Annotated in this window: 21 protein-coding genes; 12 read left to right on the forward strand and 9 right to left on the reverse strand. The window is 72.2% G+C overall.

Annotation, left to right across the window (positions count from 1 at the left end):
• Nucleotides 1-28 precede the first annotated feature (28 nt).
• From ACNNMR_RS41175 to ACNNMR_RS41190, 4 genes are all read right to left on the reverse strand, one after another.
• Complete coding sequence (locus tag ACNNMR_RS41175; protein WP_419999858.1) at nt 29-793, reverse strand: dioxygenase; 765 nt, start codon at nt 791-793, stop codon at nt 29-31.
• Nucleotides 794-843: 50 nt separating this feature from the next.
• Complete coding sequence (locus ACNNMR_RS41180; RefSeq protein WP_419999859.1) at nt 844-1,434, reverse strand: dihydrofolate reductase family protein; 591 nt, start codon at nt 1,432-1,434, stop codon at nt 844-846.
• A gap of 63 nt (nt 1,435-1,497) precedes the next feature.
• A complete protein-coding gene (locus ACNNMR_RS41185; protein WP_419999860.1) occupies nt 1,498-1,857 on the reverse strand; it encodes a DUF1330 domain-containing protein in 360 nt (119 codons plus the stop codon).
• A gap of 93 nt (nt 1,858-1,950) precedes the next feature.
• On the reverse strand, nt 1,951-2,319 hold the full coding sequence (locus tag ACNNMR_RS41190; RefSeq protein ID WP_419999861.1) for a nuclear transport factor 2 family protein: 369 nt from the start codon (nt 2,317-2,319) through the stop codon (nt 1,951-1,953).
• A gap of 136 nt (nt 2,320-2,455) precedes the next feature.
• Between ACNNMR_RS41190 and ACNNMR_RS41195 the strand changes: the two genes are divergently transcribed.
• From ACNNMR_RS41195 to ACNNMR_RS41210, 4 genes are all read left to right on the forward strand, one after another.
• A complete protein-coding gene (locus ACNNMR_RS41195) occupies nt 2,456-5,590 on the forward strand; it encodes an AAA family ATPase (RefSeq protein WP_419999862.1) in 3,135 nt (1,044 codons plus the stop codon).
• Between the two features lie 12 nt (nt 5,591-5,602).
• Nucleotides 5,603-5,938, forward strand: a complete 336-nt coding sequence (locus ACNNMR_RS41200) for a cupin domain-containing protein (RefSeq protein ID WP_419999863.1) — start codon at nt 5,603-5,605, stop codon at nt 5,936-5,938.
• A 112-nt stretch (nt 5,939-6,050) separates the two neighbouring features.
• On the forward strand, nt 6,051-6,482 hold the full coding sequence (locus ACNNMR_RS41205; RefSeq protein WP_419999864.1) for a hypothetical protein: 432 nt from the start codon (nt 6,051-6,053) through the stop codon (nt 6,480-6,482).
• A 68-nt stretch (nt 6,483-6,550) separates the two neighbouring features.
• A complete protein-coding gene (locus tag ACNNMR_RS41210) occupies nt 6,551-6,799 on the forward strand; it encodes a hypothetical protein (RefSeq protein WP_419999865.1) in 249 nt (82 codons plus the stop codon).
• A 67-nt stretch (nt 6,800-6,866) separates the two neighbouring features.
• Here ACNNMR_RS41210 and ACNNMR_RS41215 read toward each other — a convergent pair whose 3' ends face one another.
• The gene (locus tag ACNNMR_RS41215; protein WP_420000649.1) at nt 6,867-7,439 is read right to left on the reverse strand and encodes a TetR family transcriptional regulator; all 573 of its coding nucleotides are present in this window, start codon (nt 7,437-7,439) and stop codon (nt 6,867-6,869) included.
• 183 nt (nt 7,440-7,622) lie between these two features.
• Here ACNNMR_RS41215 and ACNNMR_RS41220 point away from each other — a divergent pair, with 183 nt between their 5' ends.
• Both ACNNMR_RS41220 and ACNNMR_RS41225 read left to right on the forward strand, forming a co-directional pair.
• Nucleotides 7,623-7,781, forward strand: a complete 159-nt coding sequence (locus ACNNMR_RS41220; RefSeq protein WP_419999866.1) for a hypothetical protein — start codon at nt 7,623-7,625, stop codon at nt 7,779-7,781.
• The gene (locus tag ACNNMR_RS41225) at nt 7,778-8,074 is read left to right on the forward strand and encodes a hypothetical protein (protein ID WP_419999867.1); all 297 of its coding nucleotides are present in this window, start codon (nt 7,778-7,780) and stop codon (nt 8,072-8,074) included. Before ACNNMR_RS41220 ends, ACNNMR_RS41225 begins: the two co-directional genes overlap by 4 nt.
• Here the strand turns inward: ACNNMR_RS41225 and ACNNMR_RS41230 are convergent, their stop codons facing one another.
• Entirely contained in the window at nt 8,075-8,875 is an 801-nt protein-coding gene (locus ACNNMR_RS41230; protein WP_419999868.1) for a class I SAM-dependent methyltransferase, read from the reverse strand.
• A gap of 86 nt (nt 8,876-8,961) precedes the next feature.
• Between ACNNMR_RS41230 and ACNNMR_RS41235 the strand changes: the two genes are divergently transcribed.
• Nucleotides 8,962-9,552 (forward strand): TetR/AcrR family transcriptional regulator, encoded by a 591-nt coding sequence (locus ACNNMR_RS41235; RefSeq protein ID WP_419999869.1) that lies wholly within the window; start codon nt 8,962-8,964, stop codon nt 9,550-9,552.
• Nucleotides 9,553-9,571: 19 nt separating this feature from the next.
• Nucleotides 9,572-10,234 carry a haloacid dehalogenase type II gene (locus ACNNMR_RS41240; RefSeq protein WP_419999870.1) on the forward strand — a complete coding sequence of 221 codons (663 nt, stop codon included), beginning with the start codon at nt 9,572-9,574 and terminating at the stop codon, nt 10,232-10,234.
• On the opposite strand, the gene ACNNMR_RS41245 is transcribed toward ACNNMR_RS41240, so the two are convergent.
• The gene (locus ACNNMR_RS41245) at nt 10,231-10,992 is read right to left on the reverse strand and encodes a hypothetical protein (protein ID WP_419999871.1); all 762 of its coding nucleotides are present in this window, start codon (nt 10,990-10,992) and stop codon (nt 10,231-10,233) included. The two genes, ACNNMR_RS41240 and ACNNMR_RS41245, sit on opposite strands and share 4 nt — an antisense overlap.
• Nucleotides 10,993-11,102: 110 nt before the next feature.
• Complete coding sequence (locus ACNNMR_RS41250; RefSeq protein WP_419999872.1) at nt 11,103-11,942, reverse strand: S1 family peptidase; 840 nt, start codon at nt 11,940-11,942, stop codon at nt 11,103-11,105.
• Between the two features lie 176 nt (nt 11,943-12,118).
• Here ACNNMR_RS41250 and ACNNMR_RS41255 point away from each other — a divergent pair, with 176 nt between their 5' ends.
• Together ACNNMR_RS41255 and ACNNMR_RS41260 are read left to right on the forward strand one after the other, a co-directional pair.
• Nucleotides 12,119-12,739 carry an L-threonylcarbamoyladenylate synthase gene (locus tag ACNNMR_RS41255; protein WP_419999873.1) on the forward strand — a complete coding sequence of 207 codons (621 nt, stop codon included), beginning with the start codon at nt 12,119-12,121 and terminating at the stop codon, nt 12,737-12,739.
• A gap of 121 nt (nt 12,740-12,860) precedes the next feature.
• The gene (locus ACNNMR_RS41260) at nt 12,861-13,736 is read left to right on the forward strand and encodes a hypothetical protein (RefSeq protein WP_419999874.1); all 876 of its coding nucleotides are present in this window, start codon (nt 12,861-12,863) and stop codon (nt 13,734-13,736) included.
• On the opposite strand, the gene ACNNMR_RS41265 is transcribed toward ACNNMR_RS41260, so the two are convergent.
• Nucleotides 13,726-15,024 (reverse strand): M28 family metallopeptidase, encoded by a 1,299-nt coding sequence (locus tag ACNNMR_RS41265; RefSeq protein WP_419999875.1) that lies wholly within the window; start codon nt 15,022-15,024, stop codon nt 13,726-13,728. The two genes, ACNNMR_RS41260 and ACNNMR_RS41265, sit on opposite strands and share 11 nt — an antisense overlap.
• 227 nt (nt 15,025-15,251) lie before the next feature.
• Here ACNNMR_RS41265 and ACNNMR_RS41270 point away from each other — a divergent pair, with 227 nt between their 5' ends.
• Nucleotides 15,252-16,352 (forward strand): substrate-binding domain-containing protein, encoded by a 1,101-nt coding sequence (locus ACNNMR_RS41270; protein ID WP_419999876.1) that lies wholly within the window; start codon nt 15,252-15,254, stop codon nt 16,350-16,352.
• A 93-nt stretch (nt 16,353-16,445) separates the two neighbouring features.
• The gene (locus ACNNMR_RS41275; protein WP_419999877.1) at nt 16,446-17,777 is read left to right on the forward strand and encodes an ABC transporter substrate-binding protein; all 1,332 of its coding nucleotides are present in this window, start codon (nt 16,446-16,448) and stop codon (nt 17,775-17,777) included.
• Nucleotides 17,778-17,779 lie beyond the last annotated feature (2 nt).

The following is a 17,779-nucleotide window of genomic DNA, read 5'->3' on the forward strand; positions in this document are numbered from 1 at the left end:
GGTTGTCATGAAGCGCGGGGAGGTTCTGCTAGCCGAACTGGACGGACCGCTTGGCCAGTCCCATCCAGAAGCCGTCGATGACGCTGCGTTGCGTGGGGAGGTCACTTTCGGCGGCGCCCATGGCCACAAACAGCGGCGCGAAGTGCTCGGTACGCGGATGTGCGAGGGCCCCAGCCGGGGACTTGTGGCGGAAGTCGGCAAGCGCGTCCACGTCCTGCGCGGCGAGCGCCTCGCGCCCCCAGGCATCGAACTCCGTCGACCACTGGGGCACGCCGTTGTGGCGCAACGCGGCGAGGTTGTGCGTGAAGAACCCGCTGCCGACGATCAGCACGCCCTCGTCGCGCAGCGGCGCCAGCTTGCGGCCGATGGCGAGCAGCGCCTCGGGGTCGAGGGTGGGCATGGAGATCTGCAGCACCGGAATGTCGGCGTCCGGATACATCTCGACGAGCGGTACGTAAGCGCCGTGGTCGAGGCCGCGGTCCGGGGTGTCCTGCACGTCCGTCCCCGGGCCGCGGAGCAGTGCCCGTACGGAGGCGGCGAGCTCGGGGGCGCCGGGGGCGGCGTACGTGACCTGGTAGTAGTGCTCCGGGAAGCCCCAGAAGTCGTACACCAGCGGCATCGTCTCGGTGGCGCCGATGGCGAGCGGCGCCTCCTCCCAGTGCGCGGAGACCATGAGGATGGCGCGCGGCCGCGGCAGCTCGGCCGACCAGGCGGCGAGCTGCCCCGGCCAGACCGGGTCGTCGGCGAGCGGCGGCGCGCCGTGCGAGAGGTAGAGCGCGGGCATCGTCGGCATAGCGGCCTCCTGTGGTGCTTGAGAGCTCAACTATACCTCGGTGGGTTGCGTCACTGCTTCCCGTGCAGGGTGGGCCGGTAGGTGAGCTCCTGGGTGTTGCCGTCGAGGGTCCGCGTCTCGATCAGCTCCAGGTCGAAGTCGTCCGCGCCGCCCCAGATCGGCCCGGTACCGGTCCTGCCGGTGATCACCGGGAAGACGGTCACCTGGACGCGGTCGACCAGGCCTGCCGCCAGGAGCGCGTGGTTCAGCGACAGGCTGCCGTGCGAGCGCAGCGGGACGTCGGACTCCTCCTTGAGGCGCGCGACGATGTCGACGGCATTGCCGCTCACGACGGTCGCGTCCGGCCAGTCGAGGGGGCCCTGCAGCGTGCTCGACACCACCGTCATGGGGAGGTTCCGCATGCGGGTGACCCACGCGTCGCGTACCTCGGACTCCTCGGTGCTCTCGGCGAGCATCTGCGCGAATTCCCGGTACGTGGTGGCCCCGAAGACCATCCGGTGGTCACCGGAGTACAGGCCGAGGCGGTGGTCGAGCAGCTCGGGGCCCTGCTTGCCCCAGTAGCCGCCCCAGTCGCCGTCCTCGTTGTACGAGCCGTAGCCGTCGAGGCTGGAGAAGATGTCGAAGGTGTAGGTGGCGGTCATGATGCGCTCCTTGGGTGCGGCGATGAGTCTGTTACTGGGACAGACCCGCCGGCACGCCAATACTCATCGCTGTTCGGCGGCCGCGTTGGCAGCCTCGCGGATCGACCGTGCGAACGGGGTCGGGTCGTAGTCCTCGGGGACGCCCGCGACCATGACGAGGTCGCCCGGGATGTGGCGGGAGCGCAGTGGGGCGATTTCCCGGTAGGCGGGGGAGTCCCAGAAGGCGCGGGCATCTTCGAGCGACGGGAAGCCGATCATCACGATGCCGCCGGTCCAGGTGCCCTCGAGGGTCTCGTGAGGGGTGGCGTGGATGAGGTAGCGGCCGCCGTACGGGGTGAAGGTGTCGGGGAGGCGCTCGATGTACTCGGCGATGTCGGGGTGGGGAGCGGCGTCTTGGAGGCGGCCGATGACGTAGGCGGACATGAGGGTCCTTTCGGGGGTGTACGGGGATCGGGTACGGGGATTGGGCCCGGAGGGCGGGCGGGGCTCGTTGCCCGCCCGCCCTCCCGGGAGGGGTCAGGCCCCGGCCGGGACCTTGTCGAGGAAGCCGACGATCTGGCTGATCCGGCCGTCGTCGTCGACGACCGCGACGTCGAAGCCGATCACGACCGGCTCCCCGCCCTCGGGGCCGAGGTGCCAGGTGAAGCGGGCGACATTGTGGTGCGCGTCGACCGTGCCGCCGAGGCTGAAGACCAGCCCGCCGAACTGGCCTTGCACGGCGGCGATGGTGGCGTCGAGCCCCTCGGGGCCCTGGACGTCGACCAGCGGGTCGGTGTACGTGCCGGTCGCGGCGAAGACCTCGGTGAGGAGCTGCTTGCGCTTGCCGGCGTCGGTCTCGTTCCAGGCGGCGATGTAGCGCTCGACCAGGTCGTTCTTGGTGTCCATGGGGTGTGCTCCTTTGTGATCGCCTTGCGGTGAACACAAAGTTAGGCGGGGCGCGGAGGGGCGGAATCTGTCGCGCTTAGGTATTTCCACAGGCGGTTGCCGGGCGGCATCTGTCGCGGCGATGATGCGTGCAGACATGGGTGATCAACAGATAGCGGAGCTGTACGGCAGGCAGGCGGAGCAGGAGGCGCTCGGCGGGCTGCTCGCCGAGGCGCGGGAGGGGCGCAGCGGCGCGCTGGTGCTGCGCGGCGAGCCGGGCATCGGCAAGACGGCGCTGCTCGACGATGCGGCGGCGCGGGCCGCGGGGCTGGGGCTGCGGCTGCTGCGGGGGACGGGGGTGGAGGTCGAGGCGGAGCTGCCTTTCGCCGGCCTGCAATTGCTGCTGCGCCCGGCGCTGGGCGCGCTCGGCGCGCTGCCGGAGCCGCAGCGTGCGTCGCTGGAGGCGGCGCTGGGCTTGGGGGCGGCGGGCGACCGCGATGCGATGCTCACGGGGCTCGCGGTGCTGTCGCTCCTGGCGGAGCATGCGGGGGAGTCGGGGCTGCTGTGTGTGGTGGACGACGCGCAGTGGCTGGATCGGGCGTCGCAGGACGCGCTGGTGTTCGCGGCGCGACGGCTGTACGCGGAGGGCGTCGCGCTGGTCTTCGCGGCGCGGGACGGGGAGGGCGCCTTCCCGGCTGCGGGGCTGCCGTCGCGGCAGCTTGCGGGCTTGGCACCGGAGGCGGCGGCGATGCTGCTGGACCGGGCCGACACGCCGGCTTCGCCGGTGCCGGCGCTGTCACCGGCCGTCCGGTATCGCGTCCTCGCCGAGGCGCACGGCAATCCGCTCGCGCTGCACGAGCTCCCGCTCGCCCTCGCGGCGGACAACCCGGGCGGCTTCGCGCCGGGCGCGCTGCCCCTGACGGGGCGGTTGCAGCTGGCTTTTCACGGCCGGGTGAGCCGGCTCCCGCAGCCGGTGCAGGACCTGCTGCTGATCGCGGCGGTCGATGAGACCGGTGACCCGGAGGTGTTGCTGCGCGCCGGGGGCGCCGTCGGCGCGACGATCGCGGATTTGATACGGGCCGAGGAGGCGGGCTTGCTGGTACGCCGGGACGCGGGTGGTGCGGGCGGCGCGGGCGGCGCCGGGGCGGACCGCACTGAGGCCGTCGGCGGTGGGCCAGTCGGTGCCGGGGCCGCTGGCGGCGGGTCGTACGGCGTCGGAGGCGCAGGCGGCGGGGCCTACGCGCCCCTGGAGACGGTGGCTTTCCGGCACCCGCTCATCCGTGCCGCCGTGCACCATCGGGCGCCACTCGGCCGCCGCCTGGAGGCGCATCGGGCGCTCGCCGCGGCGCTCGACGGGCCCGTACACGCGGACCGCCGGGCCTGGCACCTGGCGGCGGCGTCCTCGGGGCCGGACGACGAGGCGGCCGCCGCACTGGAGGACACCGCCGCGCGGGCGCGCGGCCGCAGCGGCCACGAAGCGGCGGCAGCCGCGTACGAACGCGCCGCCCGCCTGACGACCGCCCCGGCCGCACGCGCCCGCCGCGAGGCGCTCGCCGCGGAGGCCGCCCTGGCGGCAGGCCAGCTAGAACGCGCGGAACAGCTGGCAATACGCGCGGCAGAGCGAGCCGCCGCCGCGCCAGCCGGTATCGGCGCCCCGCGCTCGGCCAAGGCGACAGCTGCCTATGGCGCGGTCCAGGCCGCCGGCTCGGCGGACCAGGCCGCCGCCGATAGCGCTGCCCGCGCTGCACGCCTGGACGGGTATGACCGCGTCGACCGCGTCGATGGCGCCGGCCGCGCCGACCGCGTCGATGGCGCCAACCGCGCCCACCGCACAGCCGCGGCTGCCCTTGCCAACACCCCCACCGCCATCGCCGCCCGAACCGCCCACGTCCGCGCCCTAGTCGAGTTCTGGCGCGGCGCCTACCCCGCCGCCCAGGAGCTGCTCCTCGACGGCGCCGCGCTGGTTCGCGATACGGATCCACCCCAGGCCGCGGCCATGCTGATCCAAGCCGTCCACCCCGCCTGGTATCTCGGCGAGCGCAAGCTCGCGGATACCCTCGACGCCCTCTCCTCGGTGCCGCTGCCCGACGGCGAACCCCTCGCCCATGTCGCCGCCTTCCTCAGCCACCTGCTCGATCGCGGGCGCACCGGACCGCCACCCGTCCTCGGCGATTGTGGGGCCGAGGTGCGCGGGCGCGCGCCCGACCAAGCGCTGATGATCCTCTGCGGTGCGGCCCTCGCCCGAGGCCAGGACGCCGACGCGTATCGCCTCGCCACCACCCTCGCCGCCAAGCAGCGCACCGCGGGCGCGGCCGGGCGGCTGCCCACGGTGCTGTTCTTCGTCGCCGAGGCCGAGGTCTTCACCGGGCGGCATCGCGATGCGCACACCAGCGCCGCCGAGGCGCTGCGCCTCGCTCGGGACACCGGGCAGGAGCAGTGGATCGGCCAGTTCAGCAGCGTGCTCGCCTATCTCCACGCGGCCGAAGGCGACGAGGACGCCTGCCGCCGCCATGCCGACGCCGGCCTCGCCGGTGGCACCGCAGGTGCCCTCGCCCCCGGCGCCCCCTGGGCGCACTGGTCGCTCGGGCTCCTCGAACTCGGCCTGGGCCGCGCCGAGTCCGCCCTCTCCCGCTTCGAGCGCCTCACCCGCGAGCCGATGCGCCACCACTTCTGCGCCCTGCGCTCCACCCCCGACCTCGTCGAGGCCGCCGTACGGGTCGGCGCCCCAGAGCGCGCAGCCGACGCCCTCACCCGCTACACCGAGTGGGCCACCTCCGTACAACAGGACTGGGCCCACGCCCTCCTCCACCGCAGCCGCGCCCTCCTCGCCACCGACGACACCGCCGCCACGCACTACGCCGCCGCCCTCGCAGCCCACGACCGCGACGGCCGCCCCCTGGAGTACGCCAGGACCGCCCTCCTCTACGGCGAATGGCTGCGCCGCTCCCGCCGGAAGGCCGAGGCGCGCAAGCAACTGGACGACGCGCTCGACGTCTTCGAGCGCCTCAACATGCGGCCCTGGGCCGACCGCACCCGCGCCGAACTCACCGCCACCGGCACCGGCCCCGCCGCCAAGCAGGCCGCCCCGCCCCACGGCGCGGCCGCGAGCCTGACCCCGCAGGAGCTGCAGATCGTGCGCCTCGCCGCCCAGGGCTTGTCCAACCGCGACATCGCCGCCCAGCTCTTCCTCTCCCACCGCACCGTCGGCTACCACCTCTACAAGGCGTACCCGAAGCTCGGCATCGCCTCCCGGGCGGAGCTCAAATCGCTCGCCGCGCGCGCGGAGCTGTGACAGCGTGCAGCCATGATCACACCACCGCCCGTCGCCACCGGCCAGATCCTCCCCGTGGACGTCGACGCCCTCCCCGCCACCGAACTCGCCCCCGGCATCAAGGTCCGCATGCTCCCCGGCATGCCCGGGATACGCACCTGGGTCATCGATCTCGCCCCCGGCGCCGAATGGCCCGAGACGGACGTGCACGAGACGTACGGCGAGGCCTACTTCGTCGTCGAAGGAGAGATCATCGAGGGCGACCGCACCCACGGCCCCGGCACGTATGTCGCCATGGGCGACCGCACCAGCCACCGCCCCCGCACCGAGACCGGCGTCCGCGCCTTCGGCTTCAACTACGACGTCTGACCCCGCACCCCTGACCCCGCACCCGCGTAACCCGCATTACCTCTGCGGTAATCGACCCGACTCCGCGCCAACGGCACGGTGGACACACCCACCAGCATCCGTAGGAGGAGCCGTGTCCCTCACCACTCCCACCACCCACCCGCGGACCCCGACCACCCCCGTCACCTGGCTGCGCCGCATCCTGCTCCTCGATGCCGTCGTCACCGGCGCCAACGGCCTTGCCTACCTGGCCGTTTCAGGCCCGCTGGCCGATGAGCTCGGCATGGACCGCGGCCTGCTGCTCGGCCTCGGCGCCTTCCTGCTCGTATACGGAGCCGTCGTCGGCTACGTCGGCCTGCGGCCCTCCCCGCCGCCGGGCGCGGTCGCCGCCTTCATCGACATCAACCTCGCGTGGACAGTCGCCAGCATCGTGGCGATCGTGGCATGGCTGGACCCGTCCGACACCGGCACCATCTGGATCCCGCTCCAAGCTGCCGTCACCGCCGCGTTCGCCGCGGCGCAGTGGGTGATGCTCCGTCGGATCCGCCAAATGGGGGCCATTTAGCATATTATCCGTTTTGCGCGGAATACCTGAATTCGTCCTTTCAATCCCCACATGCAGGAGAACACTTCATGCGTGCAGGTATCCGCCGCGCGGCCGTAGTCGCCGCAACCGGCCTCGCAGTAACCGCTCTCACCGCCTTCCCCGCCAGCGCCGCCGGCGCGGGCGACGACCCGGAGAGCGGTGGCCTCCTCGGCCAGCTCTTCTCGATGGGCATCCTCCACGACATCGCGAACCTGGCCGACGAGACCGCCGACGCCGTTCTCGACACCCCGGACAACCCCGAGGGCGAGGACGCGGACAACGACGACCAGGCCTGAGGTCGCGGGGGAGGAGGGTCCGCAAGGGGCAGGCCGGACCCTCCTCCCGCGCGGTTGGCGGACAGCGTCACCCGTGCCAGTGCGCCCGGCCCAGTTGTACGAGTCGCATCCGGGCCCGCGCCGTGGCCGCGACCTCGTCCGCCGGCGGGCCCTCGCCCAGCTCGGCGCTCAAGAACGCGCAGGCCGTCAGCACCATCTGGTCCACGTAGAGCCCGGCGAGCATCCCCAGCTCGGCCGGGCTCCAGCCGTCCGCCTCCGCCTCGCCGGCCAGCGCGGCGGCCACCTCCCGGGTGAAGAGGTCCAACTGCCCCGCGATGGCGAGGCGCACCTTGCGCACCCCGCCGTGCCGTTCGCTCGCCACGAATCGCACGTGTGCCGGGTGGTCGCGTACGTACTGCCGGATCAGCTCGACGCTGGTGTCGATCCGCTCCTGCGGGCCGTCCTGTTCCGCGAGCAGGGTGGTGACGAGGGTGTGCAGGCTGTCCAGCGCCTGCTCGACCAGGGCGACGCCCAGGTCGGGGATGTCGCGGAAGTGACGGTAGAACGCGGCCGGGGTGATGCCGACGGCGCGGGTGACCTCGCGCAGGCCGAGGCTGGACAGGCTCTGCTCCTGCAGCAGGCCGAGCGCGGCGTCGAGCATGGCCTGGCGGGTCTGCTGCTTGCGGGCTTCGCGCAGACCAGGGGTGGTACTCGGGGTGCTTGTGGTGCGGCTCACGGGAAATCAGTAAACACTCGTTTGCCAAGGCGCGCCAGGTGTGCGTACTCTCGATCTCAGTGAACAACTGTTACTACAACCGTTCACCGAAGAGGGGGCAAAACACCCATGCTCATCATCGTGGCGGCATTCCTGCTGCTCGGCGTCGTCATCGGCGCCGCCGCTCAACTGCCCGTCGGCGTCTCGCTGGTGGCCGGGGCGGCAATCGCCGCGTGGCTGCTGGGCTTCGCGGTCCGCGAGCGCTACACCCGGAGGGCGGAGCGGTGACCACGCTGACAGAACGCACGTCCGAGCCCACCGAATCCACGCATGCCGCGGCGCCCCGCCGCCGTAACCGCAGCGACGACTTCGCCGTGGCCTCCTTCGTCACCGGCCTCGCCGGACTCCTCGTCTTCAACCTCTTCCTCGGCCCCTGCGCCCTCGTCTTCGGCGGCCTCGCCCTCGCCCGCGGCACCTCCCGCCGCGGCCGCGCCTGGCTCGGCATCGCCCTGGGCGTGGCGGACCTCGCCGTGCTGGCGGCCCTGAGCGTCGCCAGCGGCACGCTCTCCTGGTCGAGCTGATCAGCCCCGCCGGGCCGTGACGGCAACCGTCGTGTACGCGATCGGGACGCCGCCGCCCTGCGCGTCGATCACCGCCCCGACCTCCGCCAGCAGCGCGTCGAGAGCGGGCCGCGGGAGGCGGGTGAAGATGCCGCCGGTCGGCAGCTGATCGAGCCACTCGTCGCGGGTGTACGTGTGGTGCCACTCGTAGCGCCACTCCCGCGGCGCGCTGAAGCCGTCGACGGCGCGGATGCCGTCGGCGGCTTTCGTGAACATCGGCTCGTACGCGGCCAGGGCCGACTGGGTGGCGGGCAGCTGAAGGTCGGGGACCGCCCGGCGGTACGCCGCCGCGAAGCCCTCGCTCGCCGCGGGGCCGGGCTGGGCCACGTTCCAGAACACCGTCAGCAGGCCGCCGGGCCGCAGCGCCCGCGCCGCCTTCGCCGTGCCCGCGGGCGCGTCGACCCAGTGCCAGGTCTGCCCGGCGACGACCGCGTCGAAGGTGCGCCCGGCCGGGTCCCACTCCTCGATCGTGGTGACCTCGGCCTCGGTGCCGTACCGCCGGGCCAGTGCCGCCATGCGCGCGTCCGGTTCGACGCCGAGGACGCGGCAGCCGGTCGCCGCCAGCTGCCGGGCGGCGATGCCCGTACCGCAGCCGACGTCGAGCACGTCGGGGCCCGGCGCGGTCGCGGCGATCCGCTCGATCAGGGCCGCGGGGTAGGCCGGGCGGGTGCGGTCGTAACGCTCGGCGTCGGTGCCGAAGGACTCGGCCGTCTCGCGGAGCCGGTGCGTCTCGGGTGGCTCGCTCTGCGCTGAAGTGGGCATGCGCCCACTCTAGTGGGCGGCTGCCCACTCACCAAGTGTGCAGGTCGTAAGCTGGGGCCGACGCCGATACGAGGAGACGGTGCGGGGTGCCGACAGGAGTGGCCATCCGGGACGTGCGCGAGCAGCTGTTCGCGGCCGCGGAGCGCGTCCTGCTGCGGGCCGGCGCGAGCGGGCTGACCAGCCGCGCCGTCACCGAGGAGGCGGGCGTCGCCAAGGGCGTGCTGCACCGGCACTTCGCGGACTTCGACGACTTCCTCGCCGCGCTGGTGGAGGACCGCATTGCCCGGCTGGGGGAGCGGTCGGAGCTGCTCGATCCCGGCACCGGCAGCGTGGCAGGCAATCTCACCGACGCGCTCACCGACCTCTTCGAAACCGTCGCCGTCTCGATCGTGGCGCTGATCTTCGCCCGCGACGCCCTGCGCGAGCGGCTGCGCCGCACCACCCCGGTCGGCGTCCCGCTGCTCACCGAGGCCGCGGCGATGCTCGCCGACTACCTGCGGGCCGAGCGCGACCTCGGCCGCATCGCCGCCGACGCGGACGTCGACGTCCTCGCGCCGACCCTCATCGGCTCCGGGCACCTGATCGCGGCGGGGAGCGGCGCGCCGGACGCGGCAGAGGTGCGCAGGACGGTGACGGCGGTGCTCGGCGGCGTCACTTCGGCCGGCACCGAAAGGTGACGGGGCTAGCGTTGTACGTATGACGAAGCCCAAGTTCATCACCTTCGACCTGTACGGAACGCTCATCGACTTCGCCATCGGCGCTGCCGCCCAGGAGGCGGTCGCAGACCTCCTCCCGCCGGGCGAGACGGAGGCCTTCCTGCAGCGCTTCGGCCGCTACTCGCTCGACGAAGTGATGGGCGACTGGCGCCCGTACGACCAGGTCGTCGCCCGCACCCTGGAGCGCGCCTGTGCCGCCACCGGCATCCCCTTCCGCCCGGCGGACGCCGCCCGGGTCTACGCCGCGGTGCCGGACTTCGGCCCGCACCCCGACGTCCCGAAGCCCCTCGCCCGGCTTGCCGAGCACTACCCGCTGGCGATCCTCTCCAACGCCGCGGACGAGCAGGTCGACCGGAACGTCGCCAAGCTCGGCGCCCCCTTCCACACGGTGGTCACCGCCGAGATGGCACAGGCGTACAAGCCCCGCCTGCGCGCCTTCGAGTTCCTCCACGAGCAGCTCGGCTGCGCGCCGCACGAGACCCTGCACGTATCGTCCAGCCCGCGCTACGACCTGATGTCGGCGACGGACCTCGGCGTACGCGACACGGTCTACCTCAACCGCGGCACCGAGCAGCCGGCGCCCGGCTATCGCGCCCACGAGGTCACATCGCTCGACGGGGTGCTGGAGATCCTGGGGCTCTAGCTCACGAAGCCCCGGGTCACATGGGTGCCGGAACCGTCGTCCGCCGCCTTGTAGTTGCCCTCGCCCACGCAGTCGGAGTACTCGTGGCTCGCCCGCGTCGTCCCGCTCAGCCCGCCCGCGTCGGAGGACGTCGGGCCGCCGAAGACGACGTCCGAGCGGGGCATCTCGGCGCAGCTGGGGATGCCGAGGTAGTACTCGACGAAGCCGACCTGGGTGCCTTTCAGGTTGCCGCTGCCGTCGGGGAGCGTCCAGGTGCCCAGGTGGTGGGAGGCGCCGCTGACCGTGTCCCTGGCCGTCCCCGACCACGTGTTGGTGCCGGTGCGCTCGACCTTGATGTCGTAGCGATGGCCGTAGACCGCGTCGAAGTCCACCGCGCAGGTCACCCCGGGGCCGCCGTCGGCGCCTTCGTGGCAGAGCGGGTCGGAGGTGGTGGCGCCCGCGGTGAAGGTGGAGAAGCGGGCGGAGAGGCGCTCCTTGCCGCCGCTGTTCTCGCGGGGCTGGAGGCCGGTGTAGCCCATGGCGTTCGCGAAGTCGTACTGCTGGGCGAAGTAGATGCCCGCCTTGTGGGCGGTCTCCGGGTTGACCGTGATCGGGAAGGTGATGTTGGACAGCCCGTCCGCGGGGGTGCCGGGGAGGGACCAGTTGACCAGGACGTTGCCGCCGCCGACGGCGCCGTGTGCGGCCTGCGGTACGGCCAGTAACAGGGCTGCGCCGGCGGCGGCGAGAAGGCTGCGGCGGAGGGTCCGGGCTCGGGACATGGGGGACTCGTCTCGTTGTGGGGGACTGGAGCGTGGAGGTTTTACCGCCCCACGCCCCAGCCCCGCCATGGACGAACCCGGTCCGTGGCTTGGACTCTTGCGCCGTGCCGTCAGTAGATCGTCACGCCGTAGCGGTTCGCCGCCTCCCGTACCGGCTGGAAGAACGTCGTGCCGCCCGAGGAGCAGTTGCCGCTGCCGCCCGAGGTGATGCCGAGCGCCCTGCTGCCGTCGTACAGCGCGCCGCCGGAGTCACCGGGCTCGGCGCAGACGTTCGTCTGGATCATGCCGTACACCGTGCCCTCGGCGTACCGGACAGTCGCATTCAGGCCCGTGACCCTGCCGGTGTGCACGCCGGTCGTCGAGCCGCGCCGGGTCACATTCTCGCCCACATAGGCGTCGGCCACGGTGAAGCCGCCCGGGTGGCTGAGCGAGGTGTTCTGGTAGCGGACGATGCCGTAGTCGTTGGTGGGGAAGCTGGTTCCCGTGCGTGGTCCGATCAGGGTGGTCTTCGAGGAGTTGGCGTACCACGTGCTCGCCGCGTTGGTGCAGTGTCCCGCGGTGATCAGGTAGTACGTGTTGCCGCTGCGGGCGTTGAAGCCCAGCGAGCAGCGGTACGGGCCGCCGTAGATGGCGTCGCCCGCGCGCAGCAGCGTGCTGAAGGTGCCCTGCGTACGCTGGATACGCACGCTGTCGCCGTACTTGGCCGTCGCCTTCTTGACCGTCGCGAGCTCGCTGCCGCTGACCGACTTATCGACGGTCACCAGCACGCGGCCCTGGCCGTCCGTGGCCCAGGCGGTGCCCGGGATGTCGGTGTTCGCCACGGCGGCCCGCGCTTCCGCGGTCGGGTGGTCGGCGGTGGTTGCCGCCTGGGCCGATGGCAGTGTGAGTGCTACCGCAGCGGCCAGCGCGGAGACGATCGCTAATCGGGAGATGGTGCGCTTGGTTCTCAACTCGGCCTCCTCAGGCAGAGATGTGGGGGAGGGACGCCATCCGGGTCGCGGCGTGTCCCTGACAAACGCTGACGGGAGTATCCGACGGTTACGTGCGGTAAACAAGCGCTCATCTGTACGTGTTCATCTACGCTCTTCCGCCCGGTGCGCGTCCGCGCGGACCGTAAGCTTCCGCCGTGGCCAGGTACTTTGACGTTCATCCCGACAATCCCCAGCCCCGGGCGATCGGCCAGATCGCGGACAGCATCCGCGACGGCGCGCTCGTGGCGTATCCGACCGACTCCTGCTTCGCGCTGGGCTGCCGCCTCGGCAACCGCGACGGCACCGAGCGGATCCGTACGATCCGCGGGCTCGGCGACAAGCATCACTTCACGCTCGTCTGCCGCGATTTCGCGCAGCTCGGGCAGTTCGTGCACATCGACAACGACGTGTTCCGCGCGATCAAGGCGACCACTCCCGGCAGCTATACCTTCATCCTCCCGGCGACCCGCGAGGTGCCGCGGATGCTCCAGCACCCGAAGAAGAAGACCGTCGGCGTCCGCATCCCCGACCACGTCGTCACCCAGGCACTCCTCGCCGAACTGGATGAGCCGCTGCTGTCCAGCACGCTGCTGCTGCCCGGCGAGGACGAGCCGATGACGCAGGGCTGGGAGATCAAGGAGGCGCTCGACCACGCCGTGGACGCGGTGGTCGACTCCGGAGACTGCGGTACGGAGCCGACGACCGTCATCGACTTCTCCAGCGGGGAGGCGGAGGTCGTACGGCGCGGGGCCGGGGCGGTCGACCGGTTCGAGTAACGCGCCCCGGGAGTACGGGTTGACGTGGACCCGACTCCCCGAGTCCCAATCGAATCCCTTATGTTATAGGAGCGTGATGCTGACGTCTTGACTCGCCTGCCGTGGCCAGGAGAGGAGCTCCATGGCGACCACGACAACATCCCTCCGCCCGTTATCCCCGGCCGGACCGCCGATACGGAAAGTCCCGGTCGGGGTCCGGCAGCGACGAAGAGCGGCGTGCTGGTGGGCGGCATGCCTGGCGTGCGGCGGGTTGTTGGGGCTGGCGCTCGCGGTCCGCGGCACGCTGCGGGGCGAGCGGCCGACGCGGCGGCGGGTGCTGCTCGTGGTGGGCGGGGCGGTGGTGCAGCTGGTGTGCGCGAGCCTGTTCGCCGGCATCGCGGTCGCCGGTGACCTGCGGGCGTGTCCAGCACCGGCGCCGGTGTGGCCGGCGGAGGCGGCGGCCCCCACGTACGGGCCGCCATCTTCCGCACCGAAGGCGCCACCGCAGCACGGCGGCGCCTGGCAGACCCTGCGGACCGCGATCAACGCCCCGGTCTCCGGCGCCGCGCTGCTCTACGGCGAGGCCAGGGGCGGCGCCGCGTACCAGTGCGCGGGGAACGGCACCACGGCCGTCGTGATGGACAACGGCTTCTCGCGCGGCGGCACCATGTACGGCACGGTCTTCCTCACCGACCAGCGCACCGAGGCGGCGTCGCCGCGGATGCGCCGGCTGTCGGAGCACGAGGCGAAGCACGCCGACCAGTGGGCCGTATCCACGCTGCTGGCGGGCCCGCTCGCCTTCCCGGCGCTGTACAGCGCCGACGAATCCCTCTTCCCCGGCGCCTTCAACCACTTTGAACGGGCGGCGGGCCTCGCCGACGGCGGATACGTCACCCCGCCCGACTCGCCGCCGGCCCCCGGCCGCCTCGCCTTCCTCATCGTCGGGCTGTTGGCCGGATATTTCGTCGCCTCAAGGCGCCGGGACGGCGGCTTGCCGGACACGGTCGTCAGAAGGTGAGCTTCCAGCTGTCGATGTAGCCGATGTCGTTCGCCGCCACATCACGCACCCGCAGCGTCCAGACCCCGTCGGCCTGCTCGGCGGAGGCGTTCACCGTGTAGGTCGCCAGCACGTTGTCCGCCGAGTCGTTGCCGCTGGAGTTCTTCAGCCGGTACGCGGTGCCGTCCGGGGCGAGCAGGTCGATGACCAGGTCGCCGCGCCAGGTGTGCTTGATGTCGACGGAGGTCTTCAGCGCCGCTGGGGCGCTGCCGCCGATGCCGCTGACCGTGATGGGGGACGTGGAGGTGGCGTTGTCGCTGATGGCGACGTTGGTGGTGTTCTCGAAGGTACGGCCCGGGATGTCGGGCTCGGTGCCGATCGTCCACACCGCGTGGGCGAGGGCGTCGCTGTTGCGGTCGAGGCCGGTGTCGTTGATGTTCGACGTGGTGTCGCAGGACGAGTGGTAGCAGGAGTCGAAGGCGCGGCCCGCGGTCCCGCCCCACTTCTGCGCCTGGGCCGAGGTCTTCGTACGGCTGGCGCCGGTGAAGAGGCCGCCGACCGGGATGCCGACGTTCTTGAACGAGGCGTGGTCGGAGCGGCCGTCGCCCTCGGTCTCGATCTCCGTGGGGACGTTGATGGAGGCGAAGTAGTCCTTGAGTACCTTCTCCAGGGCCGGGTCGTCGTCGTAGACGAAGTAGCCGGGATTGGGGGAGCCGATCATGTCGAAGTTCAGATACCCGGTGAGCTTCGCGCGCTCGGCGGACGGGAGGTTGTTCACGTAGTACCTGGAGCCGACGAGGCCCAGCTCCTCCGCGCCCCACCAGGCGAAGCGCAGGTGCTTTGTGGGCTGCAGCCCGGCGCGGGAGACGGCGAGCGCGGTCTCCAGGACGGCGGCGGAGCCGGAGCCGTTGTCGTTGATGCCGGCGCCGGAGCTGACCGAGTCGAGGTGGGCGCCGGACATCAGCACCTTGTTCGGGTCGCCGCCCGGCCAGTCGGCGATGAGGTTGTAGCCGGTAGCGCCGTTGGACGTGAACTGCTGGATGGTGGTGGTGTATCCGGCGGCGTCGAGCTTGCCTTTGACGTAGTCGAGCGAGGCACGGTAGCCGGTGCGCCCGTGGGCGCGGTTGCCGCCGTTGGCGTTGGCGATGGACTGCAGCTGGGACAGATGCGCCTTGACGTTGGCGAGGGGGATGTCGGGGGCCACGACGGCCGCCCGGGGTGCGGCGGTGGAGGCGGCGGGAGCGGCGACGGCCGCGGCCAGGCCGACCGCGGCGGTAGCGATGAAGGTGCACGCGCGGCGTAGCAACATGGGCCAAAGTATCGGCACGCGCATGCCGCCCGGAGACATCTCACTTGCCCCCACGCGGGAGTTATGGGCAGCGGCCGGAACCTTTCGGCCGGGCCGCGCCGAGCATGTCGAAGCGTGAGCGCCTTTACCGGTCCGGATACGGGCATCCGTGGTCGCGGTCCGCGGCGATCGTTATTCTGGCGCCGAAGCGTTCAAACGAACGTCCAGGCGCGGGAGGAGGGCGGGGGATGCGGGAGTCTGCGGAGGTGCGGCGGCGGCGGATCCTGGCGACGGTGCAGGCGCGCGGGGAGGTGCGGCTGACCGAACTCGCGGGGGACCTCGAGGTCTCGATCATTACCATCCGGCGGGACATCGAGGATCTGACCCGCGCCGGGAAGCTGCGCCGCGGCCATGGCGTGGCCCGCCCCGTGGTGCCCGTGCAGCGGGCCGAGCCGGCCGCGGAGCCGGCCGGCGGGACCGTGGGGATCGTGGTGCCGGAGCGGCACGCCTATCTGTACGAGACCATGAACGGCGCCCGCGAGGTGCTGCAAGCCGCGGGCGTACGGCCCGCGCTGCTGATCGCGCCGCAGGCGCCCGGCACCGAACGGCCCATCGTGGAGCGGGCGCTGGCCGATGGCGTACGCGGGCTGCTGCTCGCCCCGCGGTGGCGCAGCGCGGCCGTCGAGGAGGGCGACTACGCGTGGCTCGCCGACGCCACCGCCGAGGTGCCCGCCGTGCTGATGGAGCGGCGGCCCCGGCCCGGCAGCCTGCTGCATGCCATGGACTCCGTCTGCTCCGACCACTGGTACGGCGTGCACCTGGCCGTCGACCACCTGCTGCGGCTCGGCCACCGCCGCATCGTGCTCGCCGCCCGCGACGACAGCCCCACCGCCCGCGCCGTACGGGCCGCCTTCGCGGCGATCGCCGCCGAACGCAGCGACGGCGAGACCTGGGATGTCATCTACAGCGCGCCCGACGCCGGCGCCGACCACGGCCCCGGCACCCCCGTCGAACTCGCCGCGCTGCTGCGCAAGCGCGGCGCCACCGCGGCCGTGCTGCACGGCGACGTGGACGCGCTGATGCTGGTGCAGCAGCTCGCCGACGCCGGGCTCAAGGTGCCGCAGGACTGCTCGGTGGTGGCGTACGACGACGTGGTCGCAGCCCTCGGCAACCCGCCGCTCACCGCCATCGCCCCGCCCAAGGCGGAGGTCGGCCGGATGGCCGCCGAGCTGCTGCTCCGCCGGCTCGGGCGGGGCGGGAAGGACGGCGGCGCGCCACCCGGGAGCCGGGTGGAGCTGCTGCCGCGGCTCGAGGTGCGCGGGTCCACCCAGGCCGCAACGACCGTTTGACCGCTTTAAGTTCTTCTGATCGGTATATTGACCGGACCCGTTCAGGCGGTCAGGATTCCCGTGTCTCCGAAGATGAGCCGCGGGAGGCCCTCCATGCCCGGTCGACCAAGCCGCCGAACCCTGCTCGCCGCAACCGCCGCCCCACTGGCGGCCGGTGCGCTGAGCGCCTGCTCCGGCGGCAGCAGTAGCAGCAGCGCCCGCACCGGCGGCGCCGTACACATCACCTTCTGGTCCGCGCTGCGCGGCAGCCAGGAGGTGGTGGACAAGTTCAACTCCACCCACGACCGCATCCAGGTCGACTTCCAGCAGATCCCCTCGGGCGGCCAGGGCGGCTACGCCAAGCTGAGCAACGCCGCCCGCGCCGGCAACGCCCCCGACGTCGCCACCATCGAATACCCGCAGGTCCCGGGCTTCGCCATCGACGGCGTCGCCCGCGACATCACCGACCTGATGAGCGCCGGACTGCGCCGCAAGCTGCTCCCGCAGGCCCTCGCCCTCACCACCTTCGAGAAGCGCACCTACACCGTGCCGCTCGACGTGGAGCCGATGGTGCTGCACTACCGCACCGACCTCTTCGAGGAGTTCGGGCTGCGGGTGCCGCGCACCTGGGACGAATTCGAGGAGGCCGCCCGTAAGGTGCGCTCCAAGTCCCGGCAGCGGAAGCTCGTGCTCTTCCCCACCGACGGCGGCATGCAGTTCGCCGCGTACGCCTGGCAGGCCGGGGCGCAGTGGTTCGACACCCGCGACGGCGCCTGGAACGTGTCCCTCGCCGACGCCCCGACCCGCAAGGTCGCCGCGTACTGGCAGCGGATGCTCGACGAGGACCTGGTCCTTGCCAACGGCAGCGAGAGCAACCAGCACAAGGCCCAGATCGGCGACGGCCTCGTCCTGACCCGGCTCACCGGGGCCTGGGACGCCGGGGCGCTGATGTCCGCCCAGCCCGGCCACAAGGGCAAGTGGCGGGTCGCCCCGCTGCCGCAGTGGGACCCGGACCGGCCGGCCGTCGGCACGCACGGCGGGTCCACCTTCGCTGTCACCAAGGACAGCAAGCACCCCGAGGCCGCCATGGAGTTCATCGAGTGGCAGGTCTCCCACCCGGACGCGCTCAAGGCCCGCCTCTCCAGCGGCGCTAGCAGCCAGTACCCGGCCGCACCCGGCCTCGTCGGCGTCGGCCGCAAGGCCTTCCCCGACGAGTACTACCGCGGCCAGGACATCTACACCCTCTTCCGCAAGGAAGCCGACAAGGTCCGCGACGGCTGGCTCTGGGGCCCGCGCATGACCGCCACCCAGCGCGTCATGCAGGACGGCTTCGCGCAGGCCGGCGGCGGCTCCGGCTCCATCCTCGGCGCCGTACGGGCAGCCCAGGAAGGCACGATGCCGGACCTGAAGTCCCTTGGTCTCACAACCACCCAGCGCAGTTCGTAGAG

Origin of the sequence: Streptomyces boninensis, from assembly GCF_048572725.1 — a bacterium.
Classification (GTDB): domain Bacteria; phylum Actinomycetota; class Actinomycetes; order Streptomycetales; family Streptomycetaceae; genus Streptomyces; species Streptomyces boninensis.